Below are 22,070 nucleotides of genomic sequence, written 5' to 3'. Positions count from 1 at the left end.
ATCAGCAGTGGCTGTTCGCATCAAGCTCACCCGCCTGGGCAAGATCCGCAACCCGCAGTACCGCGTCGTCGTCGCGGACGCCCGCACCCGCCGGGACGGCCGGGCCATCGAGTCCATCGGGAAGTACCACCCGAAGGAAGAGCCCTCGCTCATCGAGATCGACTCCGAGCGCGTGCAGTACTGGCTTGGCGTCGGCGCGCAGCCGACCGAGCCGGTCCTCCAGCTGCTGAAGATCACCGGCGACTGGCAGAAGTTCAAGGGCATCGACGGCGCCGAGGGCACCCTGAAGGTCAAGCCGGCCAAGCCGTCGAAGCTGGACCTGTTCAACGCCGCGCTGGCCGCCGCCGACAACGAGCCGGTCGCCGAGGCGGTCACGCCCAAGAAGAAGGGCAAGAAGGACGCCGAAGAGGGCGCCGAGGCCGCTGAGGCCGCCGAGTAATGAGCGGGCGACACCCGTCCATCCGATACCCGTCCGGAGCCGTCGACAGACCGGCCCAGACGACGGGTGAGTTGCGTCGCGAGGTGATGGAGCAGTGAGCGCCGTCGTCGCCGATGCCGTGGAGCACTTGGTGCGCGGTATCGTCGCCAACCCCGATGACGTCCGCGTCGAGCTGATCACCGGCCGCCGCGGACGCACCGTCGAGGTGCACGTTCACCCCGATGACCTGGGCAAAGTGATCGGCCGCGGCGGACGTACCGCGACCGCGCTGCGCACCCTCGTTGCCGGTATCGGCGGCCGGGGCATCCGGGTCGACGTGGTCGACACCGACCAGTAGATGGAACTCGTCGTCGGACGGGTCGCCAAGTCGCACGGCGTGCGCGGCGAACTCGTCGTCGAAGTGCGCACCGACGAGCCGGAGGCGCGTTTCGCGCCGGGCACCAGGTTGCGCGGCCGGCTGCCGCGCGCGACGGAGGTTCGCGAGTTCACCGTGGAGTCGGCCCGGGAGCACTCGGGTCGGCTTCTGGTGTTTCTGGCCGGGGTGACCGATCGCACCGCGGCCGACGCGCTGCGCGGCATGCTCTTCGTGGTGGACAGCGCCGACCTTCCGCCTTCCGAGGATCCGGACGAGTTCTACGACCATGAGCTCGAGGGGCTCGAGGTCCGGCTCGCCGACGGGACCGTGGTCGGCTCCGTGCGCGAAGTGCTGCATTCCGCGGCCGGTGAGTTGCTGGAGGTGCGGGCCGCGGACGACGGGCGGGAGATCCTGATCCCGTTCGTCACCGCCATCGTGCCCACGGTGTCGCTCGCCGAGGGCGTGATCGTGATCGATCCGCCCGAGGGTCTGCTCGACCCGGAATGAGACGGTGGGCGTCCGATCGGGCATCGCTCGCACCGGCCGACCGCGTGCGGTCCGGCGGCGCTAGGAGACAGGCATGAAACTCGACGTCGTCACGATCTTCCCCGAGTACCTGGAGCCGCTGCGCACGGCGCTGCTCGGTAAGGCGATCGACAAGGGACTGATCTCGCTCGCCGTGCACGACCTGCGTCGTTGGACGCATGACGTGCACAAGTCCGTCGACGATTCCCCCTACGGGGGTGGGCCGGGCATGGTCATGAAGCCGACCGTGTGGGGCGACGCGCTCGACGAGGTGTGTCCCGACGACGCGCTGCTCGTGGTGCCCACGCCGTCGGGGGTGCCGTTCACGCAGGCCATGGCGCACCGCTGGGCCGCCGAGCGGCATCTCGTCTTCGCCTGCGGACGCTACGAGGGCATCGACCAGCGCGTCTTCGACGACGCCGCCCGCCGCGTCCGGGTGGCGGAGGTCAGCATCGGCGACTACGTGTTGATCGGCGGCGAGGCGGCCGTGCTGGTGATGGTCGAGGCCGTGGTCCGGCTGCTGCCCGGCGTGCTCGGCAATCAGCAGTCGCATCAGGAGGATTCGTTCTCCGACGGATTGCTCGAAGGTCCCAGCTACACCCGCCCGGTCTCCTGGCGCGGGCTCGACGTCCCGCCGATCCTGCTGTCCGGCGACCACGCGAAGGTGGCCGCTTGGCGCCGCGAGCAATCCCTCGCGCGGACCCGTGAACGCAGGCCGGACCTGCTCGCCGACCACGACACGGCCGGGCCCGGGCGATAGGCCCACTCCCCACGTCGGTCGGCCCGCGTGTGGTGCGGAGCCTGGCAGCGCGGTCCGGACGACCGCGGATCCGGCTGAGAGTGCGCCGCGACAGTGCTGCGCACAGCGTGCGCTGGATCGTGTCCGCCGCGCACTACGCTGAATGCATGCCAGACACCCGCTCCGCGCTGCTCGATTCGGCGATCCGGCTGCTCGACGCGGGCGGCGTCGAGGCGGTGACCCTTCGCGAGGTCGGGCTCGGCGCCGGTGTGAATCTCAACTCCTGAGCAGGAAGCGTGGCGGGCCGTGCTCCACCATCGCACCGAGGGGCACCGCCAAGGCAGGCGTACCGACGGCATGACGCGACCCTCGGTGCGCCCATAGGGAATTCCCGCCCCGTCACGGCAGCAAGCCGTGGCGACGGGCAGCGACCACCGCCTCGTGGCGGGAGTGCGCGTCGAGCTTGACCATCGCGTTGCGCAGGTAGCTCTTCACGGTCTCCTGGCCGAGCGACAATCGTTGCGCCGCTTCCTGATTGGTGCAACCCAGGGCGATCTGGGCCAGCACGTCGAGTTCGCGGCGGGACAGTTTCGGGCTGTCCGGCCGCGGCTCGCCGGTCATGACCCGGGTCAGTCGCTCGCATACCGCGTGCAGGCGTCCGCGCAGCCGGTCGTCCTCGGCCGAGCGCGCCATGCCGCGCAGCTCGGCGTGGATATCGCGCAATTCCTCCGCGATCGCCGGGGCGACGGCTGCCGACGGCGTGGCGACCTCCAGCATGCGCAACCGACGGTCGACCTCGTCGCGAACGGCGATCTCGGTGGCCAGGCGACGCCCGGCCTGGACGACGAGATCCGCGGTGCGGTCGCCCAGCGGGCTCGCGCCGCGCGTCGCGGCGTAGAGCACCGCGCGGGAGCGCTGGTCCACCACCACGGGTACGGCGAGCACGGAGCGGATGCCCTCGCCGGAGACCGGCCCGTCGTAGTCATGGGTGATCGAGGAGGCGCGGCGATAGTCGGAGACCGCGGCGGGCCGTCCGGAATCCATCACCCGGCCACCCAACCCCGAGGCCCGCACGACGGCCAGACCGCGCAGGCCGTTGGTCAGCGTGCCGACGAACTCCGACAGCAGCAGCGCGTCCCCGTGCACTTCGCCGCCGAAGGCCACCGGCACGCCCGCCGTGCTCGCCACCCAGCGGATCTCGGCGCGCAGCGCGTCGCTGTCGCGCGGACGCAGCAAGGCGGTGTGGGTCACGAGACTCACCCCTTTTCGGGGGTAGTGGGCAGCGGGATGTGACCCACATCCTATTGCACACCCGGGTTGCGCTGGATCACAGAACGAGGAGAACTGAAGATGGGCACCGATCTGAATCAGCGGGTGCGCGACCTGCTGGACTGCTACGACCGTGCCGACGCGTCGGCGGCGGACCTGCTGTGTGATCGGCACCCGGCCGACCGGGTCGCCTTCACGATCGTCGAGGCCGACCTGTCCTCGACCGACCTCACCTACGGCGAACTGCGCGAACGCTCCGCCCGCTTCGCGGCCGCACTCGCCGGACTCGGCGTCGAACCCGGCCACCGGGTGGCCACGCTGATGGCGAAGTCCGCGGACCTGGTGGTCGCGCTACTCGGCATCTGGCGTCGCGGAGCGGTGCACGTTCCGCTGTTCACCGCCTTCGCTCCGCCCGCGATCGCCCTGCGGTTGAACGCCAGCCGGGCGTCCGTCGTCATCGCCGATTCCGACCAGGCGCCGAAACTCGCGCCGGGACCCGATATGCCCGATGACCCGTCCTGGCGGCTGATCGTCACCGGAGCCGAGGTACCCGAGGGGGCGCTGCGGATGAACGACCTGCTCGACACCCACCCGGACGCCGCACCGGTCGCGGTGGGTGGCGACGGCCTGCTCGTGCAGCTGTTCACCAGCGGCACCACGGGCACGCCCAAGGGCGTCCCGATTCCGCTGCGCGCGCTCGCCTCCTTCCACGCGTACCAGGAATTCGCGCTGGACGTCCGGCCCGACGACGTCTTCTGGAACGCCGCCGATCCGGGCTGGGCCTACGGGCTGTACTACGCCATCCTCGGCCCGCTGGCCACCGGCATCCGCAGCATCCTGCTGCACGCGGGCTTCTCCGCCCCGCTGACCTGGCAGGTGCTGGAGACCTTCGGCGTCACCAATTTCGCCGCCGCCCCGACGGTGTATCGAGCGCTGCGCGCCGACGGCGCCACGCCGCCCGTGCATTCCCGGCTGCGCCGCGCCTCCTCGGCGGGCGAACCGCTGACCCCCGAAGTGGTCGCCTGGTCGGTGGAGTACCTGGGTGTCGCGGTGCGCGACCACTATGGCCAGACCGAGCACGGCATGGTCATCTGCAACGCCTGGCACGAAGACCTCGACACGGAGACTCCCGCGGGATCCATGGGTCGTTCGCTGCCGGGCTGGACCTGCGCCGTGCTCGCCGACGATGCCGACACCGTCGCCCCGACCGGCGAATTGGGCCGGGTGGCGATCGACACCGAACGCAGCCCGCTGCTGTGGTTCCTCGGCTACCTCGACGCTCCGGAACGCACCGCGCAGCGCTACACCGCCGACGGCCGCTGGTACCTGACCGGCGACGCGGGCTCGCAGGACGAGAACGGTTTCTTCCGCTTCTCCTCCCGCGACGACGACGTGATCATCATGGCCGGCTACCGCATCGGCCCGTTCGAGGTGGAGAGCGTGCTCGTGCTGCACGACCAGGTCGCCGAGGCTGCGGTGGTCGGCATGCCGGACGAACTGCGCGGCGAAGTGCTCGAGGCGTTCGTCGTGCTGCGCGACGGCGCCGTGGGCGGTCCCGCGCTGGAAGCCGAGCTACAGAGCCTGGTGAAGAAGAAGTTCGCCGCGCACGCCTACCCGCGCAAGGTCCACTTCGTGGCGAGCCTGCCGAAGACGCCCAGCGGCAAGGTGCAGCGGTTCGTGCTGCGGCAGGGTGGTGCCCGATGACCCCGGCCGCGATGCCCCTGCCCAGTTACGCCTCCGGCGTGTCGGACGTCCCGCTGCTCGGGGACACCATCGGCGGCAATCTCGACCGCACGGTGGCGGCGTTCCCGGATCGGGAGGCGCTGGTGGACCGGCCGACCGGACGGCGCTGGACCTACCGCGCTCTCGGCGCCGCGGTCGACGCCCTGGCCTGCGGCCTCGCCGCGCAGGGGATCGGCAAGGGCGACCGAGTCGGCATCTGGGCGCCGAACTGCGCGGAATGGTTCCTGGTGCAGTACGCCACGGCGAAGATCGGCGCGATCCTGGTCAACATCAATCCGGCGTACCGCACCAGCGAACTGGAATACGTGCTGTGCCAGTCCGGCGTGCGGATGCTCGTCGCGGCCGAGCGATTCAAGTCGTCGGACTACGTGGCGATGATCGAGGAGGTCCGGCCGAACTGCCCGGCACTGACGCAGGTGCTCGTGCTGGGCACACCCGAGTGGGAGGCGCTGTCCGGCACCGAGATCGACGCCGATCGGCTCGTCGACCTGGGGGCGCGGCTGTCGGCCGACGACCCGATCAATATCCAGTACACCTCGGGCACAACCGGTTTCCCGAAAGGCGCCACGCTCAGTCACCACAACATCCTCAACAACGGCTATTTCGTCGGCGAACTGTGCGGATACACCGAGCAGGACCGGATCTGCGTCCCGGTGCCGTTCTACCACTGCTTCGGCATGGTGATGGGCAATCTGGCGAGCACGAGTCATGGTGCGGCCATCGTGATTCCGGCGCCGTCGTTCGATCCGAAGGCGGCCTTGGCCGCGGTCGAGGCCGAGCGCTGTACCTCCCTCTACGGCGTGCCGACGATGTTCATCGACATGCTCGCCGCGCTGGACACGGTCGCGGCGGACCTGTCCACGCTGCGCACCGGGATCATGGCGGGCTCGCCGTGCCCGGTCGAGGTGATGAAGCGGGTGATCGACCGGATGGGCATGCGCGAGGTCTGTATCTGTTACGGCATGACGGAGACCTCTCCGGTGAGCACCCAGACCCGGCGCGACGACGGTATCGACCGGCGCACCGCCACGGTCGGCCGGGTCGGCCCGCACCTGGAGGTCAAGATCGTCGATCCCGCAACGGGTCTCACGGTGCCGCGCGGTGAACCCGGCGAGCTGTGCACCCGCGGCTATTCGGTGATGCTCGGGTACTGGGACGAGCCGGACAAGACCGCCGAGGCCATCGACGCCGCCCGCTGGATGCACACCGGCGACATCGGCGTGATGGACGACGAGGGCTATGTGGCCGTCACCGGCCGGATCAAGGACATGGTCATCCGCGGCGGGGAGAACGTCTACCCGAGGGAGATCGAGGAATTCCTCTACACCCATCCCGACATCCTGGACGCGCAGGTGATCGGCGTGCCGGACCCGAAGTACGGCGAAGAGCTGATGGCCTGGATCCGGATGCGCGAGAACGCGAAGCCGTTGGACGCGGCGGCCGTGCGCGAGTTCGCCACGGGCAAGCTGGCGCACTTCAAGATTCCCCGCTACGTGCACGTGGTCGAGGCATTCCCGATGACGGTCACCGGCAAGATCCGCAAGGCCGAGATGCGGGAGCTGTCGCGGCGGCTGCTCGGCCTGGACGACGGCTGAGACGAGGGAGGTTCATCTGGGTGTGGACCGAATGTCAGGCGGCGACGGTAGTGTCTCCGACGTGACGACAGCGCCCGAGACTGCCAGTGCAGAGTCCACACCCGCCGTGCCACGCTCCGACGCCGCGGGCCCAGCCAGCGTGAACCGTCGCATCGCCGAGGAACTCGCGGTGCGCGAGACCCAGGTGCGTGCCGCCGTCGAGCTGCTCGACGGCGGCGCGACGGTGCCGTTCATCGCCAGGTACCGCAAGGAGATCACCGGCGGCCTGGACGACGCGCAGCTGCGTGTGCTCGACGAGCGTCTGCACTACCTGCGCGAACTCGACGAGCGCCGGGCGGCGATCATCGAATCGATCCGCGGCCAGGGCAAACTCGACGACGCACTGCACCGGCAGCTCCTGCTCGCCGAGACCAAGGCCCGCCTCGAGGACATCTACCTGCCGTACAAGCCGAAGCGGCGCACGAAGGCGCAGATCGCGCGCGAGGCCGGGCACGAGCCGGTGGCCGACGCCCTGATCCAGGATCCGAACACCGATCCGGCGCAGTACACCGCCGAGCAGCTCGACGGCGCGCGGGCGATTCTGGTCGAGCGTTTCGCCGAGGACGCCGATCTGGTCGGCGAATTGCGCGAACTGATGTGGAACCGCGGGCAGATCACCTCGACCGTGCGCGCGGGCAAGGAGGAGGCGGGCGCGAAGTTCGCCGACTACTTCGAGTTCAGCGAGCCCTTCGACAAGTTGCCCTCGCACCGCGTCCTCGCGCTGCTGCGCGGCGAGAAGGAGGAGGTGCTCACCCTGCACCTCGAGCCGGACACCGAGGAACCGCAGCCGGGTGAGCGCACCGTCTACGAGGGGCGCATCGCCACCCGCTTCGGCATCGCCGACCGGGGCCGCCCCGCCGACTCCTGGCTGCTGGACACCGTGCGCTGGGCCTGGCGCACCAAGCTGCAGGTCAGCCTGGGCATCGACACCAGGATGCGGTTGCGGCAGGCGGCGGAGAAGGACGCGGTCGACGTGTTCGCCGCGAACCTGCGCGATCTGCTGCTCGCCGCCCCCGCGGGCACCCGCACGACGATGGGTCTCGATCCCGGCTACCGCACCGGCGTGAAGGTGGCGGTGGTCGACGCCACCGGCAAAGTGGTCGCCACCGAGGTGATCTACCCGCACAAACCGCAGGGCCAGACCGAGAAGTCGCTGGCCGTGCTCGGCGCGCTGGTCGCCCGCTTCGGCGTCGAACTCATCGCCATCGGCAACGGCACCGCCTCGCGCGAGACCGACGCCCTTGCCGCCGAGCTGATCTCGCGCATCCCGGAGAACAAGCCCACCAAGATCGTGGTCTCCGAGGCGGGCGCTTCGGTGTACTCCGCCTCGGCCTACGCTTCGCAGGAGCTGCCCGATCTGGACGTGTCGCTGCGCGGCGCGGTGTCCATCGCGCGGCGGTTGCAGGACCCGCTGGCCGAACTGGTGAAGATCGACCCGAAGTCCATCGGCGTCGGCCAGTACCAGCACGACGTGTCCGAATCGCTGCTGGCCCGTTCGCTGGGCGCGGTGGTCGAGGACGCGGTGAACGCGGTCGGCGTCGACGTCAACACCGCCTCGGTGCCGCTGCTGTCGCGGGTCTCCGGCATCGCCGGGTCGGTGGCGGAGAGCATCGTGGCGCACCGGGATCAGAACGGCCCGTTCCGCAGCAGAACCGCTCTGCTCGACGTACCGCGGCTGGGCCCGAAGGCGTTCGAACAGTGCGCGGGCTTCCTCCGCATCCGCGGCGGCGACGATCCGCTGGACACCTCGGCGGTGCACCCCGAGGCGTACCCGGTGGTGCGGCGCATCCTCGAATCGACCGGGCGCGGCATCGCGGAGATCATCGGCAACACCACGGCGCTGCGTGCGCTGCGCGCGAGTGATTTCACCGACGAGCGCTTCGGTGTCCCGACCGTCACCGACATCATCGCCGAGTTGGAGAAGCCGGGCCGCGACCCGCGTCCGGAGTTCAAGACCGCCGAGTTCGCCGCGGGTGTGGAGAAGGTCGCCGACCTGAAACCGGGCATGGTGCTCGAGGGTGTGGTGACGAATGTGGCCGCCTTCGGCGCTTTCGTCGACGTGGGTGTGCACCAGGACGGCTTGGTGCACGTCTCGGCCATGTCGCACAACTTCGTGAAGGATCCGCGCGAAGTGGTCAAGTCCGGCGACGTGGTAAAGGTGAAGGTGCTGGAGGTGGACGTCGCGCGCCAGCGCATCGGCCTGTCCCTGCGCCTGGACGACGAGCCGGGCGCACCCGCCAAGGGCGGCGACAACCGGCAGCGCGGGCAGGGCGGCCGATCCGGCGGCGGCGATCAACGGCAGCGGCAGAATGGACAGAACAGGCAGCAGGGCCAAAACCGCAATCAAGGACAGGGGCGCGGTGGCAACCAGCGCCGCAGCGCACCCGCACCGAGCGGCGCCATGGCGGACGCGTTGCGCAGGGCGGGTTTCGGCCAGTAGTCCGGTCCGCGGGAGGGAGTAGCGGCTATGCGACGGTGGCTCCAGGAGGACGTGATCGCCCAAGGGCGGCTGCCGTTGCTGTGCTTCCTGCTCGGATTCATCGTCGGATTCCTGTTCATCCGCGTCAGCGTCCGGTTGATCCGCGCACGAGTGCGCTGGTGGCCGGGCAATCTGCGGGCCGGTGACACGCACGTCCACCACATGGTGTTCGGCGTGATCCTGGTGCTCTCCTCCGGCGTCGGCATGGTCGCCCAGTACGAGAGCGCCGATGCCGCCACGGCCGGCATCCTCGCCGCGCTTTTCGGCGTCGGCGCCGCGCTGGTGCTCGACGAATTCGCGCTGATCTTCTATCTGCGCGACGTGTACTGGGAGGAGCAGGGCCGCACATCGGTGGACGCGGTGTTCGTCGCGCTCGCGGTGACGGGATTGCTGCTGCTGGGCTTCCACCCGCTGTGGATGCTGGACATCAACAACTTGCGGCACGATACGAGCACCGAGGTCCGCGCGTTCGTCGTCGCGTTCGCCGTGGTCAACCTCGCTCTCGCCGCGATCGTGATCGCCAAGGGCAAGATCTGGACCGGCCTGTTCGGCATGTTCTTCCTGCCGCTGCTGGTCGTCGGTGCGCTGCGGCTGAGCCGCCCTGGCGCGCCCTGGGCGCGCTGGCGTTACGGCGACCGCAGGCGCCTGAGGTACCGGGCGATCGTCCGGGAACGGCGCTACCGTCGCCCGGTCATCCGGGCCAAGATCTTCGTGCAGGATCTGGTCGCCGGAAAGCCGGACGTCGAGCATGTCCGCACGGCGGCGGAGGAGGAACTCACCCGCACGGTCGTGCCCGCTCCGCCCGCCCCGCACCGCGAGCATTCGTTCTGGCATTCCGACCACGGCCCGCTGCATACGCCCAGCCCGCCGCCTGCCCAGGACGCGGTATCGGGCGAGCAGAACCGCTGACGGTCGCACTCGGCGGAGCAGTCGTGCGGGCCACGTGTCGTGCGCGACGGCGGGCGATCGGTGCAGCGCGAGGTTTCTGAGAGCCTCCGTTGTGGTCGCGTCCGTGGATTGATCAGGCGGAGCGCCCTTTTCGAGGCCCGCCGCTATGCGTATACGTATACTGCATTCATGTTGGATCCGCTCAGCCTCGCGGTCGGCGCCGGTCTCGTCGGTGTCGGCTGGATATGTGGTCGGTACGTGCCTCGGCGAGGCCGGGTCGGGAAGACACTTCCCGCGCGCTGCGGTTGTGGTCACGACCTGGCGCTGCACGACCGTGCCTCGGGCAATTGCCACGCCGAGATCTCCCGCAAGGGCACACACGGCCTGCGCGAGTGGGTCGGTTGCAACTGCCGTCGCTATACCGGCCCCACTCCGCTCGAGGAAGTGTTCGCCTCGCCCATACTCCCGCCGGAGTCGTGAACCGACCGGGCCGCGCGAGGTAGCGTGAAGAGACCACCGACTCGCCGCCACCAGGGTCGATTTCTTGCGCGCCGCGCCGATCTGGCACAATGCTCAGGTTGCCCTGGGTGGTTGTCGACCCGGCGCATCCCATTGATCGGAGCATGAACCGGCCGAGCACGCCCAGTGCCGCCAGGGTCCTCTGTTCGCGCGAAACCATAAGGATGGAAATGAACACCCTTGACTTCGTCGACGAGAAGTCGCTGCGCAGCGACGTCCCCGAGTTCCGGCCGGGCGACACGCTGAACGTGCACGTGAAGGTCATCGAGGGCTCGAAGGAGCGCATCCAGGTCTTCAAGGGCGTCGTGATCCGTCGCCAGGGTGGTGGCATCCGGGAGACCTTCACCGTCCGCAAGGTGTCGTTCGGTGTCGGCGTGGAGCGCACCTTCCCGGTGCACAGCCCGAACATCGACCACATCGATGTCGTGACCCGCGGTGATGTCCGCCGCGCCAAGCTGTACTACCTGCGCGATCTGCGCGGCAAGGCCGCCAAGATCAAGGAAAAGCGCTGAGTTAGCTTTTCGGCACAACAGATCTTCCTCAGCCCGGCATCGGACTTCGGTTTCGCTGCCGGGCTAATCTGTTCGGCGTGGCAGACGAAAGTGGGTCGGTGTCGGTGTCCGAATCGGGCGACGAGAGTACGCGGGCGGGTCGCGGCAAGCGGCGAGCGAAGAAGAAGCAGCGGCCGTTCTGGCAGGAACTGCCGATCCTCATCGTGATCGCCGCGGTGATCGCCGCGCTGATGGTCACCTTCGTCGGGCGGCCGTACGTGATTCCCTCCGAGTCGATGGAGACCACGTTGCACGGATGCGCCGGATGCACCGGTGACCGCATCTACGTGCAGAAGCTGAGCTATTACTGGGGCGACCCGCAGCCGGGCGACGTGGTCGTATTCGTCGGGCCGCCGTCGTGGAACACCCGCTACCAGTCGATCCGCTCGGACAACCCCGCGGTCCGGGGCGTGCAGAACTTCTTCTCCTTCTTCGGCCTGGTGCCGCCGGACGAGAACGATCTGGTCAAGCGCGTCATCGCGGTCGGTGGCCAAACCGTGGAGTGCTGCGACTCGCAGGGCCGGGTCATCGTGGACGGCAAGCCGCTGGACGAGCCGTACGCCCGGTACCTCGCTCCGTACGTGCCGGGCCAGCCCTACAACGCGTCCGGCGGACGCGAGTTCAAGCCCGTGAAGGTGCCCGAGGGGCATCTGTGGGTGATGGGCGACAACCGCAACCAGTCCGCCGACTCCCGCGCCCATATCACCGACGAACTGCAGGGCACCATTCCCGTCGAGAACGTCCGCGGCAAGGCGGTGTTCAAGATCTGGCCGCCCGGCCGGATCGGTCCGGTGCATTCGGAGAATCCCCAGCAGAACTGATCACGCGGGGCGCAGGATAATTGGACGGTGGGGCAAGGTCGAGTGCCGGTGGGTAACGGTTGGCCGCCGCGTGTGGTGATGCGCAGGGCCGGAGGATTGCGCACGCTCGAGGCGGCGTTGATCCGCAGCGGTCTCGGGCCGGTCGCCGGTGTCGACGAGGCGGGGCGCGGTCCCTGTGCGGGGCCGCTCGTGGTGGCGGCGTGCCTGCTCGCGCCGAAGGCGTACGACAAGCTGGCCGGCCTCGACGACTCCAAGAAGCTCACCGAGGCCACCCGCGAGGAGCTGTACCCGGCGATCCTCCGTCTGGCGCTCGCCTACCAGGTCGTCGTCATCCCGGCCTGGGAGATCGACTCGATCGGCATCCACGTCGCCAATATCGAAGGGATGCGCCGCGCCGTGGCCGGCCTCGCGCACACTCCCGGCTACGTGCTGACCGATGGCTTCCGGGTGCCGGGCATACCGGTGCCCTCGCTGCCGGTGGTCGGGGGCGACGGTGCGGCGGCCTGCATCGCGGCGGCCAGCATCCTGGCCAAGGTCACCAGGGACCGCATCATGGTCCAGCTGGACCAGCGGTTCCCCGGCTATGGCTTCGCCGCCCACAAGGGCTACAACACGCCCGAGCACACCGCCGCGCTGCAACGTCTCGGCCCCTGCGACGAGCACCGCCGCTCCTGGCGCAACGTGCGCGAAGCCGCCGGGCTCCGGCCGGTCGCGGCGGCGGCCGATGTCGCGGACGCCGTACTGGCCGAAGGCCTGGACGAGGAGCTGTCGGAGCAGTTTCCGAACGGGCGTACGGCTGGCCGAGTAGCTACCGACGCAGCGCATGCGCGATGATGTCACCACACGACGCGATGCGGCGAGAAGGAGGACGTCCCACCCGATGAGTGCCGAGGACCTCGAGAAGTACGAAACCGAGATGGAGCTCTCGCTGTATCGCGAGTACAAGGACATCGTCGGTCAGTTTTCGTACGTGGTGGAGACCGAGCGCCGCTTCTACCTGGCCAATTCCGTGGAGCTGCGGCCGCAGAACGCGGACGGCGAAGTGTACTTCGAGGTGCGCATGAGCGACGCGTGGGTGTGGGACATGTACCGCCCGGCCCGCTTCGTCAAGCACGTCCGTGTCATCACCTTCAAGGACGTCAACATCGAGGAACTGGAGAAGCCGGACCTGCGCCTGCCCGAGTGAGTCCGCACGGAGTTCTGCACAGCGACTCGGTTATCAACAGGTTTTCCGATTCCCCAGGTCGGCGGCGCTGACCTGATCCGGTTACGGCGCACGCTGGCCGGGTGACAGACAAACAGGCGCTCGGCGCGCACGGGGAGGAACTCGCGGCGAACTTTCTGCGCGCCGCGGGGATGGAAATCGTCGCCAGGAACTGGCGGTGCCGCTACGGCGAACTCGATTTGATCGCCCGAGACGGGGATGTGACCGCGTTCGTCGAGGTCAAGACCCGTTCCGGCCTGGGCTACGGCACCCCTGCCGAGTCGGTCACCTTCGCCAAGCGGCAGCGGATCCGGCGGCTGGCCCTGCTGTGGCTGGCCGAGCAGGACGGGCCATGGCGGCGGATCCGGTTCGACGTGGTGTCGGTGCTGGTGGCGCGCGGTCGTACACCGGTCGTCGACCATCTCGAGGCGGTGTTCTGAATGGCCCTCGGGCGGGCGCACTCGGTCGCGGTCACCGGCGTGGACGGCCTGCTCGTCGAGATCGAGGCCGATATCGGGCAGGGCCTGCCATCGGTGCACCTGGTCGGGCTCCCCGACACCGCGTTGCAGGAGTCCCGCGACCGGGTCCGCTCGGCGGTGGCGAACTCGGGGGAGAAGTGGCCCGACGGCCGTGTGGTGCTCGCGCTGTCGCCCGCGACCTTGCCGAAGCTGGGCAGCGTGTACGACTTGGCGCTCGCGATCGCGGTGCTGGACGCCTCCGGCTCGGTGCCCTCCGAGCGGCTCGCGAAGACGGTGCTGCTCGGCGAACTCGCGCTGGACGGCCGGGTGCGGCGGGTGCGCGGCATCTTGCCCGCGGTGATCGCCGCGCGCAATGCGGGCTGGTCGACCGTGGTGGTGCCCGCGGTGACCCTGGCCGAGGCCGGGCTGGTCGAGGGCATCGAGGTCTTCGGGGCGCGCAGCTTGCGTGGGGTGGTGGCCTGGTTGCGCGGGGAAGGCGCGCTCGACGAGCCGGACGGGGATCTGCCGGACCCGCGGCGGCAAGGCGGCGATCTGAGCGAGGTGGTGGGGCAGGAAGAAGCCCGCTGGGCCTTGGAGGTGGCCGCCGCGGGCGGGCATCACTTGCTGCTCACCGGGCCGCCAGGCATCGGTAAAACGATGCTGGCCCAACGTCTTCCGGGACTGCTGCCACCGCTCACGGAGACCGAGGCGCTGGAGGTCACCGCCATCCACTCCATGGCGGGCACGCTGGCCGGTGATCACCCGTTGATCACCGCGCCGCCGTTCGTCGCCCCGCACCACTCGACTTCGGTGACCGCGATGATCGGCGGCGGTTCGGGCACCGCGAGGCCGGGCGCGGTCAGCCGGGCGCACCGCGGCGTCCTGTTCCTCGACGAATGCGCCGAACTCGGCACGAAGGTGCTGGAGGCGATGCGAACGCCGTTGGAGGAAGGCGAAGTGCGCATCGCCAGGCGCGACGGTGTCGCGCGGTACCCGGCCCGCTTCCAGCTGGTGCTGGCGGCCAATCCGTGCCCGTGCGCTCCGGCGCGCGACGTCGACTGCATCTGCGCCCCGCTCGCTCGCCGCCGCTATCTCGGCAAACTGTCCGGGCCGCTGATGGACCGAATCGACATCTGGGTGCGGATGCACGGACAGTCCGGCGCGGCGTTCAGCACCGATGCTTCCGAGAGCAGCGAGGTGGTGCGCGGCCGGGTCGCGATCGCCCGGCGCGCCGCCGCCGCCCGCTGGCACGAATACGGATGGCTCACCAACGCCGAAGTTCCCGGCCACGTCCTGCGTCAACGGTTCCGATTGCCGCGCGAATCGCTCGCTCCCGTCGAGACCGCATTGCGTCTCGGTCGGATGTCCGCGCGAGGCGCCGACCGAGCTATCCGCGTGGCCTGGACCATCTGCGATCTGCGCGGCGGCGACCTGCCCTCGGCGCAGGATGTGCTGTCGGCGTTGAACTTCCGTCAGCGAGGTGCCCAATGAGCGCGGCGGTGTCCGCCGAAGGCACGGGGGCCGAGACACCAGCGGCCGTCGACGTGCCCACCGCCGAGGACGCGCCTCGGGATACGGACGTTCATGCGGCCGCAGCCGTTTCTGCGACGGTGAACGTGCCCGGGGATACCGATTCGTCCGGCGTTGTCGACGCGGCAGGGGGCACCGATGTGCCTGCGGCGGTCGGCATGCCTTTCCGCGGACCCGGATCGCCGTCCGGCGACCGCGACGACCGGCGGCTGGCGTGGGTGTACCTCTCGCGGGTGGTACAGGGGCCGTGTGCCCCGCTATCGGCGCTCATCGAGTCGGTCGGGGTGATCGAGGCGGCACGTGCCGTGCGCGAGTGCGCGCTGCCCGACCCGCTTCGCGGGCCAACGGCGAAGCGCCGCGACATCGACGTCGCGGCGCGGGACCTGGAGATCATCGAGCGGATCGGCGGGCGCGTGGTGACGCCGGACGACCCGGAATGGCCTGCCTGGCGCATGCTCGGTCTCGCCCAGCTCGACCCGGGCAAGGATCGCGACGGCGCCGTACCGCTGGTGCTGTGGGTGCGTGGCCCGCGCTCGCTGCTGGAGTCCAGCGAACGCGCGGTAGCGATGGTCGGCGCGCGATGCAGTACCGGCTACGGCAACCGGGTCACGGGGGAGATCGCGGCCGACCTCGCGGCGCAGGGGTGGACCATCGTGTCCGGTGCGGCGTTCGGCATCGACGGCATGGCGCATCGGGCGGCGCTGGCGGTGGAGGGCCCCACGATCGCCGTGCTGGCCTGCGGCATCGACCGCCCTTACCCGGCGCAGCACGAGCGCCTGCTGGCCGACATAGCCGAATCCGGTTTGGTGATCAGCGAATACCCGCCCGGCGTCATCGCGCAGAAGCACCAGTTCCTGGCCAGGAACCGCCTGATCGCCGCTCTCGCCGACGGCGTACTCGTCATCGAGGCGGGGCTGCGCAGCGGCGCGCGGAACACCGTCAAATGGGCCCGCCGCATGGGCCGTCCCGCCATGGCCGTGCCGGGTCCGGTGTCCTCGGCCGCTTCGGTGGGCTGTCATCGCATGATCCGCGACGGCGAAGCGCTGCTGGTGACCCGGGCCGAAGAAGTCGTCGACGAGGCAGGGCCGTTGCGTCTGACGATCCCCGCGGCTGCGGCATCGGGCGGCGATCCGGAGGATCAGCTGACCGGAGATGAGGCGCAGGTCTTCGCCGCGCTGCCGAGGATCGGCTCGCGGTTGCCGCTGGAGGTGTCCCGGCAGTGCGGATTGTCGCTTCCGGTGGTTCGTGCGACGTTGTCCGCTCTCGAATTGGCGGGCTTGGTGGCCAGTGATGAAAGCGGTTGGCACCGAACGGCACGGCGCCGATGAGCGTGTTCGGCGCGCTTGCTTGCCATCCGCGCCACGGGTGGCCACGGTGGAGGAATGGAGGAATTGCCCGAAGATCTGGAAGCGCTGCTGGCGGAGTACGGCAGGCATCTGCGGCTCGGGCGCAACCGCTCGGAGCACACGGTGCGTGCGTACCTGGGCGACGCGCGCTCTTTGCTGGAGCATCTGTACGCGCGGTCGGCGGATTCGGCGATACGCGAGCTGGACCTGATGCTGCTGCGTTCGTGGCTGGCTCGGCAAGCCGCCGCGGGCGCGGCGCGAACTACCGTGACGCGGCGGGCGTCGTCGGCGCGCACGTTCACCGCTTGGCTCACCCGGACCGGTCGGCTGCCGGTCGATCCCGGGCTGCGGCTCGGTTCGCCGAAGGCGCATCGTGTGCTGCCCGCCGTACTCGGGCGGCAACAGGCGTTGGGCGCCATGGACGCGGCGGAATCCGGTGCGGCGCAGCGTGACCCGATGGCGCTGCGCGATCGGGCGATCGTGGAATTGCTGTACGCCACCGGCATCCGGGTCAGTGAGTTGTGCGGGCTGGACATCGACGACGTGGACCGCGAACGGCGCGTGGTGCGTGTACTCGGCAAAGGCAACAAGGAGCGTTCGGCGCCGTTCGGTGGGCCCGCGGACGAGGCGGTCGGCAACTGGTTGCGCTACGGACGCCCCGCCTTCGCCACCGCGGACTCGGGCCGAGCGCTGTTGCTGGGCCGCCGGGGCAGGCGCTTGGACCAGCGCCAGGCCAGAACCGTTGTGCACGAGGTGGTCTCGGCCATCCCCGGCGCACCGGACCTGGGCCCGCACGGTCTGCGGCACACCGCGGCGACCCATCTGCTCGAGGGCGGTGCCGACCTGCGTGTGGTCCAGGAACTCCTCGGACACGCCAGTATGGCCACCACCCAGCTCTACACCCACGTCTCCATCGAGCGGCTCAAGAAAGTGCACGACCAGGCCCACCCCCGCGCTTGAGGCGCTCGCGGGCGACAGTGGCGTCGGCCCCGCATGGGCGGGCGTGATGCGGGCCGGTGGGATCGCCGTTACCCAACCGATCGGTACGGGCCGAGCGCAGGAGCGATACCCCGCGCCGCGGCATCCGTAGACCTTCGGTCCTTCGGGTTCGGGCGCAGGCGACGGCTGATCGCCCTGCCATCGACGCGCGGCACGGCGTCCAGGCCACCGGTCTGCCGTAGATGCTCGACGCCGTCTGCGAGGCCCATACGTGGACAGGGGACACAGTGGAGCTACATCCGTCAGCTCAGGGGCTGACGTAGTAGTGCACCCGCGCCTCTCGTCCGTCCGCGGTCCGCCAGCCGCCGGGCCCGCTGTGCACCTGCCGCCAACCGTGCCTCTCGTACATCGCGATCGCCGCCGCACTGTCGGACGCCACCGTGAGTACAGCACGCCGTCCCCGGCTCGCGGCCAGGCGCGCGGCCGCGGCCAACAACTGCGAACCCGCCCCCGCCCGCCGCGCCACCGGGACGACGTACAACCGGATCACCGAGACGACGGTCTGCGTGCCTGCCGACTCGAGCACGACCTCCGGCATGCCGCCGCTCGTGCCGAGTCCGGCGTGTCCGACCACGGTCCCGTCGTGTTCGGCGACCAGGGCCGCGAGGAGTTTGGGCGGCGACAGCCAGCCTGCCGGGTCCGTAGGCCACACATCCGGGTACCGATCGTTGTCGTGGACCTGCCTCAGTGCCGCGGCGCAGGGGCCGAGGTCATCCTCGGTGCGTGGTCGGATGATGACGCTCACTCCGCCCATTCTGACTGTCCCCCGCTGCGGGCAGCATTATTCAGACCGATCGGTTGGATTTTCGCCTCTTGTGGTGCACTGCGGTCCGGTACTGCCTCGCTCACGCATCGAAGTAGTCGAATACCCATGTGATCGGAGCCGAGAAAGCGCACCCTTGAGGTAGCGAATCAGTGCCCGCAGTTCACGACGTACTTCGAGTGGGAAGACGAGCGATGTCTACGTCCAGCGGACCACAGGCCCTGCGTCGCGAACTGTACCCACTGGTGGGGCAGTCCGCGTGGCGCCGCTCGGCCATCGCTCCCACTTCACCGCACCAGGTGACACCGGACGGGACGCGTGAAATCTCCCTCGACGGTGGCGCGGCCAGAATGACGATCGGGCGGTCCGTCGCCGCCGACATCATCGTGACTTCCGACCCCACCGTATCCCGGCTGCACGCCATTCTCGAGCGCGTGGGCGGGTGCTGGGTCATCATCGACGACGGATTGTCCAAGAACGGGACATTCGTCAATGGCGAACGTGTGGGCGGGCGGCGGAAACTCGGCTCCGGCGACATGATTCGCGTAGGTCGATCGGTATTCGTGTTCCGGGTCGATGAGTCCTTCGACGAGGAAATGACTATCGCCCATTCATCGCTGCCGACACGCAATTCCCTGACCCCGGCCCAGTACGTCGTTCTCGAGGCGCTGTGCCGCCCTTACGACGCGCGTGACGCGTATTCTTACCCTGCCTCGAACCGGCAGATCGCGGAGGATTTGTGTCTCAGTCTGTCCACGGTGAAGACGCATATGCGGGCCCTTTTCCGCATATTCCAGGTCGAAGCCCTACCTCCGAACCAGAAGCGACTGTTCCTGGTCGAGCGTGCTATCGAATTCGGTATCGTCACCGACCAGGAGAGGTAAGGCTCCGACCGGCGAGCAGAAGAAATCCGATCAAATCGGCTGGAAACCGGCTCCGGGGCCGCCGCGGGCGTTCACGTCGGCGACGACCGCGGTAATGTCGGTGCCCAGTTGCGGTCCCAGGCACGGCACCGCCAGATAACCGCTGACCATGCCGACGAGCGTCGTCCCCACTACGAGCGGAGCGCCGGAATCACCTTCGACGACACACGTCTGCGTCCAGGTCGAATTGCCGCCGGTGAACATGTCGCCATAAGCGGGTCCGCAGGTCCGGCCGGTCGTCCTGCCCTCTTTGCAGACGGTGTCCGGGGGGCGAGCGGGCCCGCCCAGTCCGGTGATGGTGGTTCCACCCACTTGGTTGACCGGCGTCACCTTCGCCGGATCGAATTCGATCACGGCATAGTCCAAGTCGCTGCCGGCGGAGACGACCGTGCCGACGGTACCGGCGTCGCGGTCGTTCTCCGGGACGATGGCCGCACCCGCGGCACCGCAATGCCCCGCGGTGAATCCGACCAGCCGACTGCCGGAGTCGCGTCCGATGGTGGTGAGGGTGCAGATGTTCTGACCGCCGACGACGATGCCGGAGCCGCCACCCAGAACGGATGGCGTCACGGCCTGCGCGATCCCAGGTGCTCCGAACGGCGCTGTCATCGCGGCGAGTGCGGCCGCGGCGCCCACGAGTTTCCTGAACTTGGTCATCCGGTAATTCAACCGCACTCGTTCATGCGTCACCGTCGATTCCCGGATGTTCACCTGCCACAGGCGAGGCCCCGATCGAATTTCGTCATCCGGGCGGGAATGGATGGGCAAAAGGGAGGCGCCTCGGGTCTACGACACCACCCGAGGCGCACTCGTGTTCGACGCGCTTCTGACGAAACGCGGTCAGGCGGCGCAAATGGCCACGGCAACCGCGTTGGCCACCGGCGGAAGCAGCAACAGAGGAGCACAGAAAATACCCAGCGGCCAAATCAGGCCCAGCGTCGCCGGCTCGACCTGAACGGGTACCGGATGATCCGCCACTTGCACCGGTCCCGGTGCTACGTCCGGGGCGGCGGAAGCGAAACCTGAACCGAGGGCGATGATCGGTGCGAGCGCTACCGCCGCCGCCGTTACACGCATTTTGTTCGTGATCATGATGTCTCCAGTGGTTGATTGCTTCACCAGCCCTCGTTGGTTGAAGGCCTCAGTGTGAACACACCACCAACTCTGCTCGGAGCACGCACCGGAGGCCATCAGCCTCGGGGTCGGAATCATTCATACCGGAGGAGGCGAGGAGAAAACGGAATCGCTATTCTGCGCGAAACGAATCCGACTGTCGAGTTCGGCGGCGCCGCGCCGGCCGATGATCTCACCTGGCCGGCGCGGCACGCCGAAATGATCAGCCGTGCGCGACCGGAGTCGCTTCCGGGTGTTCGGCCGGCTGCGGACGCCGAGCGCGCAGCAGCACCGCGCCGAGCGCGGCGGCGGCGATGCTGAACCCGGCGCTGATCCACGCGCCCCTGGACATGGCGGCGGTGAAGGCATCCTTGGCGGGCTCCACGTAGCCGAGCTGGAACGCGGCGCCGATGGATTCACGCGCCGCATCGGGCGCGTCGGCGGGCATGTGCGAGGTGAACACACCGGCCAGCACGCTACCGAGGACGGCGATGCTGATCGCCATGCCGACTTGCTGGATCGTGTCGTTCATCGCGGAGCCGACACCGGCATGCTCCAGCGGAATCGCGCTCATGATGGCCGCGTAGGCGGCCGGACCCGCCAGACCTCCGCCGACGCCCATCACCAGCATGCTGACCAGTACCCAGAGATACCCGCTCCCGAGCGCGAGGATGGCGAAGGCCGCTCCCATGACGAGCAGGCCGGACACCACGAGCGTCTTGTTGCTCAGGGTCTTGCCGAGCGTCGCGCCCAGGCCGTTGCACACCGCGGCGGCCACGGCGTACGGCAGCAATGCCAGTCCGGCCTTCATCGGGCCGTAGCCGAGTACGAACTGCAGGTACTGCGTGAGCATCAGCATGACCGCGCCCATGCCGAAGACCATGAGCAGCAGGGTGAGGCAGGTGCCGGTGAAATCGCGGCTGCGGAACACCGCCAGCGGCAGCATCGGATGGGCCGATCGGCTCTCCCATACGACGAAGGCGGCCGCCGCGACGGCGGCCAGCGCGAGCACGCCGATGTTCCATTCCCGTTCGATGATCACGTACACCGTCGCGCTCAGCGCCACGACGGACAGCACGACGCCGACGAGGTCGACCGGCCGCTGCTCGCCGGTGGTCTCCGGCATCAGCACGACGGCCGCGACGATCGCGAGCGCCGCCACCGGGATGTTGAGCAGGAATACCGAGCCCCACCAGTAGTGCTGGAGCAGGAAGCCGCCCAGCGTGGGTCCGGCGACGATGCCGACCATGGAGACCGTCGACCACGCCGCCATCGCCTTACGCCGCTCGTCCTCGGCGAAGGTGGTCATCAGGATCGACAGCGTCGACGGCATCAACAGCGACCCGCCGACGCCCATCGCGACGCGGGCGGCCACGACCTGCCACGGTTCGGTCGCCAGCACGGCGGCCAGCGAGGCCACCCCGAACACGGCGAGGCCGGTGATCAGAGCTCGTCGCCTGCCGAACCGGTCGGACAGGCTGCCCGCGGTGAGCAGGAGCCCGGCGAAGACCAGCACGTAGGCGTCCAGGATCCATTGGATATCCGACGGCGTCGCGCCCAGTTCCCGGATCAGCGAGGGAATGGCCAGATTGAGCACGGTGCTGTCGAGCATCAGCACCAGCAAGGACAGACAGAGGACCCCCAGGATCCACCAGCGCCGGGGGTCTCGCACAATGTTCGATTCCACTCGCACAGCGTACGAGAAACCGGAACAGTGTGCGAGCGAATATAAGATCGTGTTGTGACCAAGCAGTTCGCCTCGGTATGGACCA

At 69.1% G+C, this 22,070-nt stretch carries 23 protein-coding genes; 18 read left to right on the top strand and 5 right to left on the bottom strand.

Features of this window, described 5'->3' with window-relative positions; translation table 11 throughout:
* Positions 1-7 precede the first annotated feature (7 nt).
* The 4 genes from rpsP to trmD all read left to right on the top strand — a co-directional run bounded on the left by rpsP (position 8) and on the right by trmD (position 2,079).
* Positions 8-439, top strand: coding sequence for a 30S ribosomal protein S16 (rpsP, locus tag ON21_RS18840; RefSeq protein ID WP_039799531.1), 432 nt, complete (start codon positions 8-10; stop codon positions 437-439).
* 94 nt (positions 440-533) lie between these two features.
* Positions 534-776, top strand: a complete 243-nt coding sequence (locus ON21_RS18835; protein ID WP_011210690.1) for an RNA-binding protein — start codon at positions 534-536, stop codon at positions 774-776.
* Positions 777-1,301 (top strand): ribosome maturation factor RimM, encoded by a 525-nt coding sequence (gene rimM, locus ON21_RS18830; RefSeq protein WP_039799530.1) that lies wholly within the window; start codon positions 777-779, stop codon positions 1,299-1,301.
* Between the two features lie 73 nt (positions 1,302-1,374).
* Complete coding sequence (gene trmD, locus ON21_RS18825; protein WP_039799529.1) at positions 1,375-2,079, top strand: tRNA (guanosine(37)-N1)-methyltransferase TrmD; 705 nt, start codon at positions 1,375-1,377, stop codon at positions 2,077-2,079.
* A 378-nt stretch (positions 2,080-2,457) separates the two neighbouring features.
* On the opposite strand, the gene ON21_RS18815 is transcribed toward trmD, so the two are convergent.
* Positions 2,458-3,309: a helix-turn-helix transcriptional regulator gene (locus tag ON21_RS18815; protein WP_039799525.1), complete on the bottom strand. Its 852-nt coding sequence runs from the start codon at positions 3,307-3,309 to the stop codon at positions 2,458-2,460.
* A gap of 99 nt (positions 3,310-3,408) precedes the next feature.
* Here ON21_RS18815 and ON21_RS18810 point away from each other — a divergent pair, with 99 nt between their 5' ends.
* From ON21_RS18810 to ON21_RS18750, 13 genes are all read left to right on the top strand, one after another.
* Positions 3,409-5,031: an AMP-binding protein gene (locus ON21_RS18810; RefSeq protein ID WP_039799524.1), complete on the top strand. Its 1,623-nt coding sequence runs from the start codon at positions 3,409-3,411 to the stop codon at positions 5,029-5,031.
* On the top strand, positions 5,028-6,665 hold the full coding sequence (locus ON21_RS18805; RefSeq protein ID WP_039799523.1) for an AMP-binding protein: 1,638 nt from the start codon (positions 5,028-5,030) through the stop codon (positions 6,663-6,665). The genes ON21_RS18810 and ON21_RS18805 overlap by 4 nt, the downstream gene beginning before the upstream one ends.
* 61 nt (positions 6,666-6,726) lie before the next feature.
* Positions 6,727-9,144 carry a Tex family protein gene (locus tag ON21_RS18800; protein ID WP_373281137.1) on the top strand — a complete coding sequence of 806 codons (2,418 nt, stop codon included), beginning with the start codon at positions 6,727-6,729 and terminating at the stop codon, positions 9,142-9,144.
* A gap of 27 nt (positions 9,145-9,171) precedes the next feature.
* Positions 9,172-10,092 carry a hypothetical protein gene (locus ON21_RS18795; protein WP_051020965.1) on the top strand — a complete coding sequence of 307 codons (921 nt, stop codon included), beginning with the start codon at positions 9,172-9,174 and terminating at the stop codon, positions 10,090-10,092.
* Positions 10,093-10,260: 168 nt separating this feature from the next.
* Positions 10,261-10,551, top strand: coding sequence for a hypothetical protein (locus ON21_RS18790; protein ID WP_039799521.1), 291 nt, complete (start codon positions 10,261-10,263; stop codon positions 10,549-10,551).
* Between the two features lie 209 nt (positions 10,552-10,760).
* Positions 10,761-11,102: a 50S ribosomal protein L19 gene (gene rplS, locus ON21_RS18785; RefSeq protein WP_014352079.1), complete on the top strand. Its 342-nt coding sequence runs from the start codon at positions 10,761-10,763 to the stop codon at positions 11,100-11,102.
* A gap of 77 nt (positions 11,103-11,179) precedes the next feature.
* Positions 11,180-11,962 carry a signal peptidase I gene (gene lepB, locus ON21_RS18780; protein WP_083880722.1) on the top strand — a complete coding sequence of 261 codons (783 nt, stop codon included), beginning with the start codon at positions 11,180-11,182 and terminating at the stop codon, positions 11,960-11,962.
* A 48-nt stretch (positions 11,963-12,010) separates the two neighbouring features.
* Entirely contained in the window at positions 12,011-12,796 is a 786-nt protein-coding gene (locus ON21_RS18775) for a ribonuclease HII (RefSeq protein ID WP_086006449.1), read from the top strand.
* Between the two features lie 46 nt (positions 12,797-12,842).
* Positions 12,843-13,148: a DUF2469 domain-containing protein gene (locus tag ON21_RS18770; protein WP_011210678.1), complete on the top strand. Its 306-nt coding sequence runs from the start codon at positions 12,843-12,845 to the stop codon at positions 13,146-13,148.
* Positions 13,149-13,249: 101 nt separating this feature from the next.
* Positions 13,250-13,606 carry a YraN family protein gene (locus ON21_RS18765; protein ID WP_039799519.1) on the top strand — a complete coding sequence of 119 codons (357 nt, stop codon included), beginning with the start codon at positions 13,250-13,252 and terminating at the stop codon, positions 13,604-13,606.
* The gene (locus ON21_RS18760; protein WP_039799518.1) at positions 13,607-15,115 is read left to right on the top strand and encodes a YifB family Mg chelatase-like AAA ATPase; all 1,509 of its coding nucleotides are present in this window, start codon (positions 13,607-13,609) and stop codon (positions 15,113-15,115) included. It begins immediately after the preceding gene.
* Between the two features lie 197 nt (positions 15,116-15,312).
* Positions 15,313-16,482, top strand: a complete 1,170-nt coding sequence (gene dprA / locus ON21_RS18755) for a DNA-processing protein DprA (protein WP_051020968.1) — start codon at positions 15,313-15,315, stop codon at positions 16,480-16,482.
* A 54-nt stretch (positions 16,483-16,536) separates the two neighbouring features.
* Positions 16,537-17,460, top strand: a complete 924-nt coding sequence (locus ON21_RS18750) for a tyrosine recombinase XerC (RefSeq protein WP_039799517.1) — start codon at positions 16,537-16,539, stop codon at positions 17,458-17,460.
* Between the two features lie 286 nt (positions 17,461-17,746).
* Here the strand turns inward: ON21_RS18750 and ON21_RS18745 are convergent, their stop codons facing one another.
* Positions 17,747-18,244, bottom strand: coding sequence for a GNAT family N-acetyltransferase (locus ON21_RS18745; protein ID WP_157170879.1), 498 nt, complete (start codon positions 18,242-18,244; stop codon positions 17,747-17,749).
* A 212-nt stretch (positions 18,245-18,456) separates the two neighbouring features.
* On the opposite strand from ON21_RS18745, the gene ON21_RS18740 reads away from it, so the two are divergent.
* Positions 18,457-19,146 carry an FHA domain-containing protein gene (locus tag ON21_RS18740; RefSeq protein ID WP_083880721.1) on the top strand — a complete coding sequence of 230 codons (690 nt, stop codon included), beginning with the start codon at positions 18,457-18,459 and terminating at the stop codon, positions 19,144-19,146.
* A 30-nt stretch (positions 19,147-19,176) separates the two neighbouring features.
* Here ON21_RS18740 and ON21_RS18735 read toward each other — a convergent pair whose 3' ends face one another.
* The 3 genes from ON21_RS18735 to ON21_RS18725 form a co-directional block, all read right to left on the bottom strand.
* The gene (locus ON21_RS18735; protein ID WP_039799532.1) at positions 19,177-19,842 is read right to left on the bottom strand and encodes a chymotrypsin family serine protease; all 666 of its coding nucleotides are present in this window, start codon (positions 19,840-19,842) and stop codon (positions 19,177-19,179) included.
* Positions 19,843-20,025: 183 nt separating this feature from the next.
* Entirely contained in the window at positions 20,026-20,304 is a 279-nt protein-coding gene (locus tag ON21_RS18730) for a hypothetical protein (protein WP_157170878.1), read from the bottom strand.
* Between the two features lie 217 nt (positions 20,305-20,521).
* Positions 20,522-21,985 (bottom strand): MFS transporter, encoded by a 1,464-nt coding sequence (locus tag ON21_RS18725; protein WP_039799515.1) that lies wholly within the window; start codon positions 21,983-21,985, stop codon positions 20,522-20,524.
* Positions 21,986-22,070 lie beyond the last annotated feature (85 nt).

Source organism: Nocardia araoensis NBRC 100135 (assembly GCF_000308435.1).
Lineage (GTDB): Bacteria > Actinomycetota > Actinomycetes > Mycobacteriales > Mycobacteriaceae > Nocardia > Nocardia araoensis.
This window is presented reverse-complemented; position numbering and strand designations above follow the sequence as displayed.

Coding starts and splice junctions, on each gene's coding strand:
- rimM (WP_039799530.1), top strand. CDS start 777: ATGGAACTCGTCGTCGGACGGGTCGCCAAGTCGCACGGCGTGCGCGGC.
- dprA (WP_051020968.1), top strand. CDS start 15,313: ATGCCTTTCCGCGGACCCGGATCGCCGTCCGGCGACCGCGACGACCGG.
- ON21_RS18810 (WP_039799524.1), top strand. CDS start 3,409: ATGGGCACCGATCTGAATCAGCGGGTGCGCGACCTGCTGGACTGCTAC.
- rplS (WP_014352079.1), top strand. CDS start 10,761: ATGAACACCCTTGACTTCGTCGACGAGAAGTCGCTGCGCAGCGACGTC.
- ON21_RS18735 (WP_039799532.1), bottom strand. CDS start 19,842: ATGACCAAGTTCAGGAAACTCGTGGGCGCCGCGGCCGCACTCGCCGCG.
- ON21_RS18770 (WP_011210678.1), top strand. CDS start 12,843: ATGAGTGCCGAGGACCTCGAGAAGTACGAAACCGAGATGGAGCTCTCG.
- ON21_RS18750 (WP_039799517.1), top strand. CDS start 16,537: ATGGAGGAATTGCCCGAAGATCTGGAAGCGCTGCTGGCGGAGTACGGC.
- ON21_RS18795 (WP_051020965.1), top strand. CDS start 9,172: ATGCGACGGTGGCTCCAGGAGGACGTGATCGCCCAAGGGCGGCTGCCG.
- ON21_RS18740 (WP_083880721.1), top strand. CDS start 18,457: ATGTCTACGTCCAGCGGACCACAGGCCCTGCGTCGCGAACTGTACCCA.
- ON21_RS18790 (WP_039799521.1), top strand. CDS start 10,261: ATGTTGGATCCGCTCAGCCTCGCGGTCGGCGCCGGTCTCGTCGGTGTC.
- trmD (WP_039799529.1), top strand. CDS start 1,375: ATGAAACTCGACGTCGTCACGATCTTCCCCGAGTACCTGGAGCCGCTG.
- ON21_RS18805 (WP_039799523.1), top strand. CDS start 5,028: ATGACCCCGGCCGCGATGCCCCTGCCCAGTTACGCCTCCGGCGTGTCG.
- ON21_RS18760 (WP_039799518.1), top strand. CDS start 13,607: ATGGCCCTCGGGCGGGCGCACTCGGTCGCGGTCACCGGCGTGGACGGC.